Origin of the sequence: Limobrevibacterium gyesilva (assembly GCF_025989185.1) — a bacterium.
In the GTDB taxonomy this organism is placed as follows: Bacteria; Pseudomonadota; Alphaproteobacteria; order Acetobacterales; family Acetobacteraceae; genus Limobrevibacterium; species Limobrevibacterium gyesilva.
The window spans coordinates 99,889-113,186 of the sequence record NZ_JAPDNT010000009.1; the positions used below are offsets into that span (position 1 = coordinate 99,889).

A 13,298-nucleotide genomic window follows, 5' to 3' on the forward strand; every position below is an offset into this window, starting at 1 on the left:
CGATTATGCCGCATGTCACCATCTCGGGCTCGGCCTGCCGCCGCTTCACCGGCGGGCAGACCGAGTTCGAGGTGGAGGCAACCAGCTTCCGCCGCCTGATCCTGGAACTCGACCGGCGCTTTCCAGGCCTTGGCCGGCAGGTGGAGGAGGGGATGGCGATCGCCATCGACGGCGAGATCTTCCAGGACGCCTATGCCGCGCCGCTCAGGCCCGGCAGCGAGATCTACCTGATTCCAAAGATCGCCGGCGGCTGACCGCGCCGAATATTGCTGCCGTATTCCTGCAATCATTGAATGCCCGATGAGCAACACGAATATCGGGCAATGCTGCCAGACAGGGGGGAAGCGACCATGTCCGTCCAGCCGTTTGGTGTCATGCCACCAATGGCCACGCCGTTCGACACCCGTGGGAACGTCGTCGTAACAGCCCTGCGCGAGCAGGTGGACTTCCTGATCGAGGCGGGTGTGCACGGCGTCGTCTGCGGCGGCAGCACCGGTGAGGGCCACACCTTCGAACGTGACGAATACGCGAAGCTGATCGACGTCGCCGGCGCCGCCGTGCACGGGCGCGTACCGTTCCTCGCCGGCGTCATTGTCAACAGCACGCAGGAAGCAGTCATCCGCGGCAACATGGTCAAAGGCATGAACGTGGCCGCGTTGCAGGTCACGCCCGTGCACTATTTGTTCAAGCCGGACGAGGACGCCACGATCGAGCATTTCCGCGTTGTCGCGGAAGAAACCGGCGTGCCGATCATCATCTACAACGTGGTCCCCTGGAACTATCTGTCACCGGCGCTGCTGCTGCGAATCATGCGCGAAGTGCCGGGCGTGGTCGGTGTGAAGCAGAGCGCGGGCGACCTGAAGCTGCTGTCCGACCTGCTCATCGCGGCGCGGCCGGAAGACCAGATCTTCACCGCCGTCGATGCGCTGCTCTATCCGTCCTACACGCTCGGCGCACGCGGCTCCATCGCCGCGATCCTGTCCGCGGCGCCGCACGCAAACGTCCAGCTCTGGAACGCCGTGAAGGCGGGCGACCACGCCACGGCCAAGGACCTGCACGAGCGCCTGCTGCGGTTGTGGAACGCCATCTCCGCCGACAACCTGCCGGCCTGCGTGAAATATGCGCAGACCCTGCAAGGGGTGCCCGCGCTGGCGCCACGCAAGCCCATGCCGCTGCCCAGCGAGAAGCAGAAGGCGGCGATCCGTACGGCCCTTGCGGGGCTGTCGGTTCAACTCCACCAGGCGGCCTGATCCACCGGCCGCTCCGTGGCATCCTGAATATCAAAAAAGGAGGAACGCCATCGAGTGGCGCCGGCCTGGCGCGGCGCACCCGGAGTGCGCGCCCCCTGCTGCGCGGTTCGCCGGCAGAGGGGGCGCCGCGCGCCGGTCAGCCGGCGCCTTGTTCCATCGCATGAAGCTTGGCGACGCGACGGCGGAAATCCTCGTCGGTCGAGAATTCCGCGGCGAGATAGGCGCTGATCAGGTCCTTGGCAAGCCAGGGCCCGACGATCTGCGCGCCGATGCACATCACATTGACGTCGTCATGTTCGACGCACTGATGCGCGGAATGGACGTCGTGGCAGACCGCCGCCCGGATGCCCTTCATCTTGTTCGCGGCGATCGAAGCACCCACGCCGGTGCCGCAGACCATGATGCCGCGTGCCGCCTCGCCGGAGGTCACCTTCGCCGCCAGGCTGCGGGCGATGTCCGGAAAGTCCACGGGTTTATCATCATGCGAACCGACGTCTATGACCTCGTGACCGAGCGAGGCGAGATGTTCGAGCACCTGCGTCTTCAGCATCCATCCGGCGTGGTCCGATCCGACGACGAGCTTCATGAGTCCATCCTTTGAACAGTTGCATAGTTCGCGGCCGCGCGAGCCATCGCCCGCACGGCCGCAGCCAGTGTCAGCCCCGCATTTCCGCGGGGAGATCGGTGCCGTAGTATTTCTTGAAGATGGCGTTCAGATTGCCGTTCTTCAGGTTCACCGAGATCCACTCGTTCAGCTTCTCGACAAGCCGCGGCTCGCCCTTCTTGATGCCCACCGCCAGATCGAAGTTGCGGATGACGAACTTGGGCTCGAACCCGCGCGCGGGGTTCTTCTGGCCCATCTGGTTCACCAGCGATGCCGAGGTGGCGACGATGTCGGCCTGGCCGGTCACGGCCGCAGTCACCAGCGTCGCGTCGTCGTCGTAACGGACGACGCGGAAACCGTGGTCGTTCGCCATCGCGCTCAGTTCGGTGTCCTGCGTTGTGCCGCGGGTCACCGCGACGGTGCGGCCCTTCATGTCGGCCCATCCCTTCAGGGCCAGGTCCTTCTTGGCTCCGATCACGGATTGCAGCACCGCGTAGGCCTTGGAGAAGTCGATCACCTTCGCCCGGTCGGCCGTGACCGAGAGCGTCGAGATGATGATATCGGCCTTGCCCGTCTGCACGTTCGGGATGCGTGTGGCACCCGTCGTCTGCACGAATTCCAGCTCGACGCCCCAATCCTTCGCGAGCAGCCGCGCCGTCTCCACGTCCGAGCCGGTCGGCTGCATCTTGTCGTCGACCATGCCCGCCGGCGGAATGGCGAGGTCGGTCGCGATGCGGATCTTCTTCGCAGCCATGATGTTGTCGAGAACGTCGGCATGGGCCGGGGCAAGGGCGCACAGGCACAATCCCGCAAGCGCGAGAGTCATCAGGCGTTTCATCGGCACTTTCCTTTTCTTGTGGATCTCATCTCCGCAGTTCGCTTCCCACGAACTGCCTCAGCTCCGGCGTCGCCGGATCCGACATGATCGCCGGCGGTCCAGCCTCCCACACGCGCCCGCGATGCATGAACAGGACCTGGCTCGCGATATGGCGTGCGAACCCCATCTCGTGCGTCACCATGATCATCGTCATGCCACCCGCAGCCAGATCCTCGATCACCCGCAGCACCTCGCCCGTCAGTTCCGGATCGAGAGCCGAGGTGACTTCGTCGAACAGCATCACCTTCGGCTGCATCGCCAGCGATCGAGCGATTGCGGCGCGCTGCTGCTGGCCGCCGGAAAGCTGCTCGGGATAGGCATCCGCCTTGTCTGCGAGCCCGACCTTGGCAAGCACGCCGCGCGCGAGATCCACCGCCTCGGCACGTCCAAGGCCCTTCACCGAGCGCGGGGCGAGCATGATGTTCTGCATCACCGTCAGATGCGGGAACAGGTTGTAGCTCTGGAACACGATGCCGACATCGAGGCGCAGGGCGCGCAGCTTGAGGGCAGGGTCCGCGACGTCATGGCCGCAGACCGTGATCATCCCGCTGTCGATGCGTTCAAGCCGGTCGATGCAGCGCAGCGCCGTGCTCTTGCCGGAACCGCTGCGGCCGATAAGTGCCGCCACTTCGCCGCGATGAACGTCGAACGAGACGCCGTCCAGCACCTTCAGGGCGCCAAAGCTCTTGTGGACCTCGTGTAGCCGGACCACAGGGTCGGTCATGGCACGGCCACCCGCGCCGACCGGGCGAAGCCGGTGCTGCGCTCCAGACGCCGGCTCCAGCGCGATATCGGATAGCACAGCGCGAAATAGACGCAGGCGATGATGACGTAGATCAGGAAAGGCTCCAGCAGCGAGTTGTTGATGATCTGGCCTGCGCGCGCAAGCTCGACGAAGCCGATCGCCGAGGCGAGGGAGGTGCTCTTGATGATCTGCACGAGGAACCCCACCGTGGGCGGTGTTGCGATGCGGACGGCCTGCGGCAGGATCACCTGGAACAGGCGCTGCGTGCGCGACAGCGCCAGGCATTCGGCGGCCTCCCATTGCGGGGCGGGCACGGCCAGGATCGCGCCGCGCCAGACCTCGCCGAGGAAGGCGCCGACATAGATGGTCAGCGAGGCGCCGGCGGCGAGCAGCGGCGGGACGGAGAAGCCGATCGCCGGAAGGCCGAAATAGGCGAGGAACAGGATCACCAGAAGCGGGGTGCCTTGCACCAGTTGCACCACCGCGCCGGAGGCGACGCGCACGATGCGCAGCGGCGAGATGCGACACAGGGCCACAAGGAAAGCCGCCACGCCGCCGCCAAGAAAAGCCATGGCGGAGAGTACGACGGTCCACATCGCGCCATTCGCGAGGTAGGCGAGATGGAATGCATTGAGATGCCCGCCCATCATGGTCAGATCACCGTGCCCAGCCGGCGGCGGCGCGGGAAAACAGCCCCCCCCAGCGCCCAGAAGCCCGCCCGCATCAGCAGCGAGAGCGCGACATAGAAGACTGCGACGACGATGTAGGTCTCGAATGCGCGATACGTGTCGGACTGGATGAAATTGGCAGCCGCCGTCAGTTCTTCCGTCGAGATCTGCGAGGTCACGGACGAAGCGAGCATCAGCAGCACGAACTGGCTGGTCAGGGAAGGGTAGACCCGTTCCACCGCGGGCAGCAGGATCACGTGCCAATACACCTGCAGGCGCGACAGGCCGAGGCATTCGCCCGCCTCGATCTGCCCACGCGGAATGGCGTCGAAGCCGGCACGCATGATCTCGGTCGCATAGGCGCCGACATTGATGGACAGGGCCACCAGCGCCACGGTGAAGGCGGGCAGGGACAGGCCGAGGCTGGAGAGGCCGAAATAGACCAGGAAGATCTGCACAAGGAACGGCGTGTTGCGCACAGCCTCCACGTAGAAGCCGCAGGCGGCCGCGATCCAGCGCACCGACCCCCGCCGCCCGACGGCGCAGGCGACGCCGATCGCGAAGCCGATCGTGGTCGCGATCAGCGCGAGCTCCAGCGTGAGCAGCGCGCCGTCGCGCAGCATGGGCCACCGCGAGAGGACCGTGGTGAAATCAAGTTCCACGCCCACCTCTGGCTCAGTCCCGGACCTGATTGGTCATGCGGTCGTAGACGCGGAACAATGCCTGGTTGCCGTTGCCACCTTCGCCATGGGCACGCGCGGCCACGTATTGGCTGGTGACCAGTGCGGTGCCAGGCAGGGGCACGGCCAGGGACTGCGCCATTTCGGCAACGAGGCGCAGATCCTTCAGCATGAGGTCGATGCGGAAACCCGCGCTGGCGTCACCGGAAATCATGGCCGGCCCGAGCCGATCGAGCATCCACGACGCCGCCGATCCGCCCATCAATACCTCCCGCATCTGCGCAAGATCCACGCCGGACGCTCGCGCCAGAGCCAGCGCCTCGCAGCAGGACTGGATGTTGATGGCGACCATCACCTGGTTGCAGAGCTTCACCGTCTGCCCGGCGCCGGGGCCGCCGACATGCGTAACCGTCGTGCCCATGGCGGCGAAGAAGCTCCGCGCGCGGGCGAAGGCGGCCGCGCTGCCGCCGGCCATGATGGTCAGTGTGCCGTTGAGCGCACCGACCGGCCCGCCGGAGACCGGCGCGTCGATCAATTCCACGCCGCGCCCGGCCAGCAACCCGTGCATGCGCCGTGCGGCCTGCGGCGAGATCGTGCTCATGTCCGCGACGATGCCGCCAGGCGGCGGATTGTCGGCCAGGCCGCCCGGCCCGAGCACCACCGCCTCCACATCCGGTGTATCGGGCAGCATGGTGATCACGATGTCCGCCGCGCGCGCGGCCTCGGCAATACTGGCGGCGGGCACGGCCCCGGAAATCTCCGCCACTGCCTCGGGGCGGACGTCGTACGCATGCACGGCGTGGCCGGCCTTCAGCAGGTTGCGGGCCATGTGGCAGCCCATCGTGCCGAGGCCGATGAAGCCGACTGTTCCGGGTGTCGCGTGTTCTGTCATGGGTCTCTTGTTCACAGGGGTCTGATTGATAGCCAAGGGAAGGCCGCCAACGTGGGGGCGGCGGAGAGGCCGAGGCGGCGTCGCGTGATGATCATTGTTGTCGCCTCCGTCTGGTCTTGCTTGGGCACGCCGTCTACAGCCGGTAGACGCGCACCGCGTTGTCGTGCAGCAGCAGCCGTTGTTCCGCTTCCGGACGGTCGGCGATAGCGCGGAGAAATCCGTCGACAATTGCGTCATAGCTGCCGATCAGGCTGTCCACCGGGAAGTTGCTCGCGAACAGGCATCGCTCGGGCCCGAAGATCGCGATGGCGTCGCGGATCACTGGCCCGTTCGCGTCATAGCGCCAGTCCTGCCCCGGCAGCCCGAGCCCCGAGATCTTCAGCGCGACATTCGGCGCCCGCGCCGCCGTCGCCAGCCCGGCGCGCCATGCCGCCAATCCCTCCGCCGACCGATCCGACGGGAGGGCCGCGTGGTTGATGATGATCGGCGTGTCCGGAAAATCGATGGCCAGTGCTGCGGCCGCATCCATGTGCCACCAGGGCGTCTGCAGATCGAAGCTCAGGCCATGCCTGGCGAGCAGCGCGTAGCCGCCGCGCCACACCGGGCAATCCATCGAGCCGGGCGCGCCGCGGCGTGCGGCATCGGGCGTTGCCGCGCTGCGCGGCTTGTGGCGGATGCCGCGCACCAGCGGCCGAGCCGCCTGGGCCGCGAGCACATCGGCGACGTCGTCCCGGTCCAGCCAGGCCTGCGCCACGCAGGCGCTCGGCAGACCTTCCGCAGCCGCCAGCGCGGTCAGCCAATCCGTCTCCGCCACCGGACGCGCAGGCTCGAACTCTGCCTCGACATGGACCGTCGCCGCGATGCGGTGGCGCGCGGTGTCGCGGCGGTAGTCGGCCGGCAGGTAGTTGCGGCGCAGCGCCGCGTAGCTGCCGTAACGGAACGGGATCGGCTCGGGATCGCTCAACCAGGGATGGCGATTGCGGTCGAGATTCCAGAAATGCTGGTGCGCATCGACGATGGGAAGCGGCGTCGTCTGCATCACGGCTGCTCTTCATAGAGCCGCAGGATGGAGGCGCTGTCCTCCATCCCGTGGCCGCGCCCCACATGCGCGGCGTAGCGCGCACAGGCGGTCTGCACCATCGGCAGCGAGAGCTGCAGGCCGTCCGCGAATGCCGTGACCGCCTTCATGTCCTTCAGCAACTGCCGCGAGAAGCTCAACGGCGGATCGAAGGCGCGGCGCTGCATCTGCGGATACACGCGCTGCAGCAGCGTGCTGTCCGCGAATCCGCCGGCCAGGCACGCGGGTATCGCCGCCGCGTCGATCCCGGCCTGCTCGGCCAGGCGCAGCGCTTCCGCCATCAGCACGAAGCCCGATCCGACGATCGCCTGGTTGATGATCTTGGCGACCTGCCCGGCACCCACGCCGCCGACGCGCGTGATATTGGCGCCGAGATCGGCAAGCACCGGCCGCGCCGCTACCCAATCCGTGTCGCCCGCCCCCGCCATGATCGTCAGCGTGCCCGTCCGCGCCGCCGCCGGCCCGCCCGAGACCGGCGCATCAACCCAGCCGGCGCTCGTCCTGGCTTTCAGGCGCGTGGCGAAATCGCGCGTCGCCGCGGGATCGATGGTGGAATGGTCGATCAACAGGCGCGCACCCCGCGCCGCCTCGGCCACACCATCGGAGCCCCAGATGCAGTCCGACACGGCCTCGGTGTTCAGCACGCAGAGCAGCACGATGTCGCTGGCCTCGGCCACCGCGCGCGGCGACGGGGCCCAGACTGCACCGGCCGCCACCACCGGATCGGCGCGGGAGGGTTCGCGGTTCCACACGACGACTTTCCGGCCCTGGTCGAGCAGCCGCAGCGTCATGGGGGTGCCCATCAGGCCGATGCCGATGAAGCCGATGACATCCTTCGTTGCGGCGTTGCTCATATGCGCGCTCCCCGGAATGCGGTCAGGTCGGCGCCGACGGATCGGCGAGCGCCGCCCGCCGGCGATACTCGTCGCCGATGGCGAAATGCTTGCGCAGGATGTCGTCGGCGTTGCGCTCGTCGCGGGCGACGATCGCCTGGAACAGCCGTTCGTGATCCTGGGCGACGTGGTCCTTCATGTTGCCGTAGCGGCGCACGAGATCGCGCCGGTCGCGGTGCGACTGGCGCAATACCTCGCCCATGGCCTGATACAGGCACAGCAACGTCTCCGACTTGCTCGCGCGCACCATCGCGTCGTGGAACGCGTGATCGGCCTCGGCGCCGGCCGTCGGGTCGTCGATCGTGGACCGGATATGGTCGAGGGCGCCGCGCAGGCGCTCGATATCCGCGAGCGTGGCGCGCTGGCAGGCCAGCCTTATGGCCTGGCACTCGATGGCGATGCGCGCCTGCATCACGTCGTCGGTCATGTCCGCCCGCTGGGCGAGGGCGAAGGCAAAAAACTCGCCCAGCACCGAGACATCCGGGCGGCGGACGATGGTGCCGACGCCGTGCAGGATCTCGACCACGCCGATCATGGCGAGCGCGCGCAACGCCTCGCGCAAGACCGGCCGCGACACGCCGAGCCGCTGGCAGAGTTCACGCTCCGGGGTCAGCCGGTCGCCGGGCTTGATGGCCCCGGCGAGGAACTGTTCACGCAGAAAGGCGAAGACCTTGTCGAAGCCTTTGCCGCAGGCGTCCTCCGGGCGGGTGATCTGCGGCTTTTCCACGTGCCTGACCTGATGTGGTATGACCACACTACTGACCACCTGATGGGCGGTCAACCAGCCTGCACGGCATCAGCGAGGACATTCCGGCCGGTCCGCGTACGGATGCCCGGGACGGGCCCCGCGCAGGATCTGGAAACCCGCCCGCGTGCGCGCATCTGTGCTGAAGGGCGCCCGTCGGCCTATGCTACAGGCAGGACCGGCGGGATGAGGGTCGGTCGATGACACTGCCTGGCCTGCGTGACTGGCTGTTCGCGATCAGGACGTTCGCGGGCGCGATGCTCGCGCTCTGGATCGCGCTCGCGCTGGATCTGGAGCGGCCCTACTGGGCGATGGCCACCGCCTATATCGTGGCGCAGCCGCTGACCGGCGCCATGCGCTCCAGGTCCCTCTATCGCTTTTGCGGCACGCTGCTGGGCGCGACGGCGGCCGTAGTACTGGTCCCCAACCTCGCGAGCGCGCCGGAACTGCTGAGCGCCGCAATGGCGCTGTGGACCGGGCTGTGCCTCTACGCCGCGGTGCTCGATCGCTCGCCGCGCAGCTACATCTTCATGCTGGCCGGCTACACCGCGGCCATTATCGGCTTCCCCAGCGTCGCCGCGCCCGACGCGATCTTCGAGAGTGCGCTCTCGCGAACCGAGGAGATCTCGCTCGGCATCATGTGCACGACGCTGGTCGGCAGCGTCGTCTTGCCGCGGCCGGCCGGCTCGGTGCTGACTTTCCGGATCCAGTCCTGGCTGCGCGATGCCAACGCCTGGGCCCTGCAGGCGCTGGCGGGATTGCCCGAGGATGCGCAGACTCGCGCCATCCGCCGGCGGCTCGCGGCCGACGCGGTGGAGATCGGGATGCTGATCTCCTATCTTGCCTTCGATACCTCCAAGCTGCAGGTCGCCACCCGGCCGATAACGGCGCTACAGCAGCGCATCCTGATGCTCCTTCCGGCGCTGAGCGGCGTCGGCGATCGCGTTGCAGCACTGCGCGAGGCGGGCGGGATAACGCCCGATCTGCGGCGTCTGCTCGATGAGCTGGCGGCCTGGGTCCGCGCCGGAGTGAACGCGCCGCAAGCGGAGGGCGTGCGCCTGCGGCAGACGATCGCCGGGCTCGAGCTGCCGCTCGGTCCGCAATCACGCTGGAACGACATCATGCTGACGAGCCTGCTCATGCGGTTGCGCGAGCTGACGATGATCAAACAGGACGCACACGCCTTGCTCGATCAGATCGCGTCCGGCAGCCCCCGTATGCCCACGACGCTCGTGATTCCGCGCAAGGAGGCGGCAACCGCCTTGCAGCATCGGGACCACGGCATGGCCCTGCTGTCGGGCTTTTCCGCCGCCCTCACGATCGGCCTGATCTGCACATTCTGGATCGCCTCGGCCTGGCCGGACGGCGCGATGGCGGCGCAGATGGCGGCCATCGCCTGCTCGTTCTTCGCGGCCCAGGACGATCCGGCGCCGGCCATCGTGAACCTTCTCTACGTCTCGGTCGCGGCGGTGATCGTCGATACCGTCTACCTGTTCGCGGTGCTGCCGATGGTTCACGACTTCGAGATGCTGGCGCTTGCCCTGGCGGTGTTCTTCATCCCCGTCGGCCTGCTGATTTCCTTGCCGGCAACCTTCGGCACCGGCATGGCGCTGGCGGCCAATGGCGCGTCGCTGATGGGCCTGCAGGGCCGCTACTCGGGGGATTTCACGAGCTTCGCCGGCAACGGCCTGGGGCTGGTCGTAGGCATGGGCACCGCGGCCGTGGTCACGGGCATCGTGCGGTCTGTCGGCGCGGAATGGAGCGCGTGGCGGCTGCTGCGGGCGGGCTGGTCGGACATCGCCAGCGCCGCCACCCATCCCGATGCGCGTGACCGGTCAGCATTCGCTGGCGTGATGATCGATCGGCTCGGCATGCTCGTCTCGCGGCTTGCCACGGTGCAGGCCGGCAGGGGGCTGGCGGCCACGGACATGCTGACCGATCTGCGCATCGGGCTGAACGTGGTCGATCTGCAGCGCGGCGCCGCACTCCTGGCCGGCCCGGCGGGCGATGCCGTGCGTCAGCTGCTTGAGGCGGTGGCGAAGTACTACCGCAGCGAAGTGCCGGCACCACCGGCGGTGGCACTGCGCGAGGCGATCGACCGGGCCATCCGCGACGTCACCGCGGCACCGGACGCGAACACCCGCGACGTCCTGTTGCAGATCGTCGGCATCCGGCGCGGCCTGTTCCCTGATGCGCCGCCCTATGAGCCGGGGGCTGCTCCTGTGCCGCCGGCATTGCAGGCCGCGGTATGATCCGCGAAGTCGATCTCTACGGCATCTTCGTCTCGCCGCTGCTGCTGTGGATGGTTGCCGCGCTGCTGGTCTGTGGGGCCGTCCGCCGTGGGCTTGGCGCGCTCGGCTTCTACCGTTTCGTCTGGCATCGGCCATTGTTCGACCTTGCCCTTCTGGTCATCGTCCTGGGCGCCATCGTCGCCCTGATCCCGCTCTGATTGGCACAATGAGAAACCTGCTCGCTATTCTTGGCCGCCTGTCCGTCACACTGGTCATGGTCGCCATGGCCGCCGTCGTCGGTTGGCAGCTCTGGATCTACTACATGGACGCGCCCTGGACACGCGACGGCCGAGTACGCGCCGACGTGGTCCAGGTCGCACCCGATGTGTCCGGCCTGGTCAGCGAGGTGCTGGTCCACGACAACGATACGGTGCACGTCGGCCAGATCCTGTTCCGCATCGACCCCGTACGCTATGAGCTGGCGCTGCAGGTGGCCGAAGCCGTCCTGGCCAGCAAGACGGCGGCGGCCCAGGAGGCGCAACGGGAGATGAAACGCTACCGTTCGCTCTCCAACCTCTCGGTGTCGGAGGAGGCGCAGCAGCAACGCGCGGCCGCGGACCAGATCGCGACCGCCGCATACCAGCAGGCCCTGGTGGAGCGGAACCTCGCCCAGCTGAACCTCGAACGCACCGCGGTCAAGGCGACGGTGAATGGCACGATCACCAATTTCGGCATGCGGCCGGGCGACTACGTCACCACCGGCGAAGGCGTGGCGGCGCTGGTGGACAGCGACAGCTTTCATGTCGATGGCTACTTCGAGGAAACCAAGCTGCCGCGCATCAGGATCGGCGACCGCGCGCTGGTGCATCTGATGGGCCAGGATGCGGACATCATCGGGCACGTTGACAGCGTGGCCGCCGGCATCGCCGACCGCGAGCGGACCTTGAGCAGTTCGCTGCTTGCCGACGTGAACCCGACCTTTACCTGGGTCCGGTTGGCACAGCGCGTCCCGGTCCGCATCACGCTCGACCATGTGCCGCCGCAAGTCGAGTTGGTGGCCGGGCGGACGGCGACGGTCGAAGTGCTGCCGCAGCAGGCGGCGGCGCAAGCGGCGAAATAGAAGGCACGTCGCCAGCACCAATGCCAGAGACATCACGAGGCGGTCATGGCGGCTTCAGCCGTGCTGTCCGCCAGCAATCGATGCTTCAATGCCCTCGACGACGACCCTGCTTTCTTCAGCCAGCTACAGGCGGAAGCCGAAACACTGTGTCCTTGGCAAATGGGCCGGGCATCGGTACGCGCACCTCTGCGTGAGCTTCGAACTGCATGGGAATAAGTGGCCGGGACCGGCGTCTGTGTTGCGGAAGAAGCCCGGGGTGCCCGGCGAGTCGCCGAGGGCCAGGGTGATCTTTGCAATCGGCGTGGAGACACCATGATGGATTCGCTCCTCTCAATGTTCAGCCGTCTGCACGATTCGATGCTCGATCATGAAGGTGGCGATGATCACGGGCGCCATGGCCATCACCATGAAAACGATCGCGATAATGCCTACACGCAAACCAATCTGATCTCCGACGGCTTCGTTCCCGCCGCGAACATCAATCCGGACCTGATCAACCCGTGGGGAATGTCGTTCAGCCCAACCGGCCCGTTCTGGGTGTCGGACAACGGCGCCGGTGTCGCGTCGATCAACGATGGCGCCGGCAATCCGGTTGTCGTTGCCGGCGGCAGCGAGAAGACGATCGCCACCCCCCCTGGCCAGCAGCCGGGTACGGCCTCCCCGACCGGCCAGGTCTTCAACGCCTTCAGAACCGAGGGTGCGTTCACCCTGTCCAACGGATCTCCGGCCGCCTTCCTTTTCGCGACCGAGGACGGGACGATTTCCGGCTGGAACGGCGGCTCGCAGTCGATCCTTGCCGTCGACAATTCCAGCAATCCCAGTGCCGGCAGCGATGGCGAAGGCGCCGTCTACAAGGGCCTCGCGATCGGCGAGACCGCCAAGGGGGTATTCCTCTATGCGGCGAATTTCCGCCACGGTACTGTCGACGTGTTCGACCAGAACTTCATGCCGGTGAAGAGCTTCACCGACCCGAAGCTGCCCGCGGGCTACGCGCCGTTCAACGTACAGGTCCTCGACGGGAAGCTATTCGTCACCTTCGCATTGCAGAATGCCGACAAGCATGACGACGTGGCCGGCGCCGGCCACGGCTTCGTGGATGAGTTCAGCCTGGACGGCCATATGCTGCACCGGGTTGCATCGGGCGGCGTGCTGAATTCGCCCTGGGGACTGGCGATTGCCCCATCCCATTTCGGTGAGTTTTCCAATGACCTGCTGATCGGCAACTTCGGCGACGGCAAGATCGACGCTTTCAATCCGAAGAACGACCACTTCGAGGGCAAGCTGCTCGGTCCCGACGGCAAGCCAATCGTCATTGGCGATCTCTGGGCTCTTTCCACAGGCAATGCCTCCGCCGGCAGCGACCCGAACGCGCTCTACTTCACGGCGGGCGTGCTGAACGAGGCCCACGGCCTGTTCGGCAGCCTCACCGCGGCCCCCGACACCGATCCGGGGAAGATGACCGGTCCGTCCGCCCATTCGGGCAACGGCTGACCATAGATCCGGCGTGCGGGGATC

Annotated in this window: 15 protein-coding genes; 6 read left to right on the forward strand and 9 right to left on the reverse strand. The window is 67.1% G+C overall.

The features are described 5' to 3' along the window. The first annotated feature begins 5 nt into the window (after nt 1–5). Together OL599_RS13265 and OL599_RS13270 are read left to right on the forward strand one after the other, a co-directional pair. Nucleotides 6–254 (forward strand): MoaD/ThiS family protein, encoded by a 249-nt coding sequence (locus OL599_RS13265; RefSeq protein WP_264714260.1) that lies wholly within the window; start codon nt 6–8, stop codon nt 252–254. Nucleotides 255–374: 120 nt separating this feature from the next. Beyond that, nucleotides 375–1,250, forward strand: a complete 876-nt coding sequence (locus OL599_RS13270) for a dihydrodipicolinate synthase family protein (RefSeq protein ID WP_456306701.1) — start codon at nt 375–377, stop codon at nt 1,248–1,250. Nucleotides 1,251–1,386: 136 nt separating this feature from the next. Here OL599_RS13270 and rpiB read toward each other — a convergent pair whose 3' ends face one another. The 9 genes from rpiB to OL599_RS13315 form a co-directional block, all read right to left on the reverse strand. Beyond that, nucleotides 1,387–1,836 (reverse strand): ribose 5-phosphate isomerase B, encoded by a 450-nt coding sequence (gene rpiB / locus OL599_RS13275; RefSeq protein WP_264714262.1) that lies wholly within the window; start codon nt 1,834–1,836, stop codon nt 1,387–1,389. Between the two features lie 70 nt (nt 1,837–1,906). Next, complete coding sequence (locus OL599_RS13280; protein ID WP_264714263.1) at nt 1,907–2,692, reverse strand: transporter substrate-binding domain-containing protein; 786 nt, start codon at nt 2,690–2,692, stop codon at nt 1,907–1,909. 25 nt (nt 2,693–2,717) lie between these two features. Beyond that, nucleotides 2,718–3,455: an amino acid ABC transporter ATP-binding protein gene (locus tag OL599_RS13285; protein WP_264714264.1), complete on the reverse strand. Its 738-nt coding sequence runs from the start codon at nt 3,453–3,455 to the stop codon at nt 2,718–2,720. Further along, entirely contained in the window at nt 3,452–4,126 is a 675-nt protein-coding gene (locus OL599_RS13290; RefSeq protein ID WP_264714265.1) for an amino acid ABC transporter permease, read from the reverse strand. Before OL599_RS13290 ends, OL599_RS13285 begins: the two co-directional genes overlap by 4 nt. A 2-nt stretch (nt 4,127–4,128) precedes the next feature. Beyond that, nucleotides 4,129–4,806: an amino acid ABC transporter permease gene (locus OL599_RS13295; protein WP_264714266.1), complete on the reverse strand. Its 678-nt coding sequence runs from the start codon at nt 4,804–4,806 to the stop codon at nt 4,129–4,131. Between the two features lie 13 nt (nt 4,807–4,819). Further along, nucleotides 4,820–5,716 carry an NAD(P)-dependent oxidoreductase gene (locus tag OL599_RS13300; protein WP_264714267.1) on the reverse strand — a complete coding sequence of 299 codons (897 nt, stop codon included), beginning with the start codon at nt 5,714–5,716 and terminating at the stop codon, nt 4,820–4,822. A gap of 133 nt (nt 5,717–5,849) precedes the next feature. Beyond that, the gene (locus OL599_RS13305; RefSeq protein WP_264714268.1) at nt 5,850–6,755 is read right to left on the reverse strand and encodes an amidohydrolase family protein; all 906 of its coding nucleotides are present in this window, start codon (nt 6,753–6,755) and stop codon (nt 5,850–5,852) included. Next, a complete protein-coding gene (locus tag OL599_RS13310; RefSeq protein WP_264714269.1) occupies nt 6,755–7,648 on the reverse strand; it encodes an NAD(P)-dependent oxidoreductase in 894 nt (297 codons plus the stop codon). The genes OL599_RS13305 and OL599_RS13310 overlap by 1 nt, the downstream gene beginning before the upstream one ends. 22 nt (nt 7,649–7,670) lie before the next feature. After that, on the reverse strand, nt 7,671–8,414 hold the full coding sequence (locus OL599_RS13315) for a FadR/GntR family transcriptional regulator (protein WP_264714270.1): 744 nt from the start codon (nt 8,412–8,414) through the stop codon (nt 7,671–7,673). Nucleotides 8,415–8,632: 218 nt separating this feature from the next. On the opposite strand from OL599_RS13315, the gene OL599_RS13320 reads away from it, so the two are divergent. The 4 genes from OL599_RS13320 to OL599_RS13335 all read left to right on the forward strand — a co-directional run bounded on the left by OL599_RS13320 (nt 8,633) and on the right by OL599_RS13335 (nt 13,274). Beyond that, on the forward strand, nt 8,633–10,684 hold the full coding sequence (locus OL599_RS13320; RefSeq protein ID WP_264714271.1) for an FUSC family protein: 2,052 nt from the start codon (nt 8,633–8,635) through the stop codon (nt 10,682–10,684). After that, nucleotides 10,681–10,881: a DUF1656 domain-containing protein gene (locus tag OL599_RS13325; protein WP_264714272.1), complete on the forward strand. Its 201-nt coding sequence runs from the start codon at nt 10,681–10,683 to the stop codon at nt 10,879–10,881. The genes OL599_RS13320 and OL599_RS13325 overlap by 4 nt, the downstream gene beginning before the upstream one ends. Before the next feature lie 8 nt (nt 10,882–10,889). Continuing rightward, on the forward strand, nt 10,890–11,783 hold the full coding sequence (locus OL599_RS13330) for an efflux RND transporter periplasmic adaptor subunit (RefSeq protein ID WP_264714273.1): 894 nt from the start codon (nt 10,890–10,892) through the stop codon (nt 11,781–11,783). A gap of 315 nt (nt 11,784–12,098) precedes the next feature. Then, on the forward strand, nt 12,099–13,274 hold the full coding sequence (locus tag OL599_RS13335; RefSeq protein ID WP_264714274.1) for a TIGR03118 family protein: 1,176 nt from the start codon (nt 12,099–12,101) through the stop codon (nt 13,272–13,274). Nucleotides 13,275–13,298 lie beyond the last annotated feature (24 nt).

What these genes read in the sequence shown, in the direction of transcription:
- OL599_RS13335 (WP_264714274.1), top strand. Translation starts at nt 12,099, where the DNA reads ATGGATTCGCTCCTCTCAATGTTCAGCCGTCTGCACGATTCGATGCTC.
- OL599_RS13285 (WP_264714264.1), bottom strand. Translation starts at nt 3,455, where the DNA reads ATGACCGACCCTGTGGTCCGGCTACACGAGGTCCACAAGAGCTTTGGC.
- OL599_RS13305 (WP_264714268.1), bottom strand. Translation starts at nt 6,755, where the DNA reads ATGCAGACGACGCCGCTTCCCATCGTCGATGCGCACCAGCATTTCTGG.
- OL599_RS13300 (WP_264714267.1), bottom strand. Translation starts at nt 5,716, where the DNA reads ATGACAGAACACGCGACACCCGGAACAGTCGGCTTCATCGGCCTCGGC.
- OL599_RS13330 (WP_264714273.1), top strand. Translation starts at nt 10,890, where the DNA reads ATGAGAAACCTGCTCGCTATTCTTGGCCGCCTGTCCGTCACACTGGTC.
- OL599_RS13290 (WP_264714265.1), bottom strand. Translation starts at nt 4,126, where the DNA reads ATGATGGGCGGGCATCTCAATGCATTCCATCTCGCCTACCTCGCGAAT.
- OL599_RS13310 (WP_264714269.1), bottom strand. Translation starts at nt 7,648, where the DNA reads ATGAGCAACGCCGCAACGAAGGATGTCATCGGCTTCATCGGCATCGGC.
- OL599_RS13265 (WP_264714260.1), top strand. Translation starts at nt 6, where the DNA reads ATGCCGCATGTCACCATCTCGGGCTCGGCCTGCCGCCGCTTCACCGGC.
- OL599_RS13320 (WP_264714271.1), top strand. Translation starts at nt 8,633, where the DNA reads ATGACACTGCCTGGCCTGCGTGACTGGCTGTTCGCGATCAGGACGTTC.
- OL599_RS13270 (WP_456306701.1), top strand. Translation starts at nt 375, where the DNA reads ATGCCACCAATGGCCACGCCGTTCGACACCCGTGGGAACGTCGTCGTA.
- rpiB (WP_264714262.1), bottom strand. Translation starts at nt 1,836, where the DNA reads ATGAAGCTCGTCGTCGGATCGGACCACGCCGGATGGATGCTGAAGACG.
- OL599_RS13280 (WP_264714263.1), bottom strand. Translation starts at nt 2,692, where the DNA reads ATGAAACGCCTGATGACTCTCGCGCTTGCGGGATTGTGCCTGTGCGCC.
- OL599_RS13325 (WP_264714272.1), top strand. Translation starts at nt 10,681, where the DNA reads ATGATCCGCGAAGTCGATCTCTACGGCATCTTCGTCTCGCCGCTGCTG.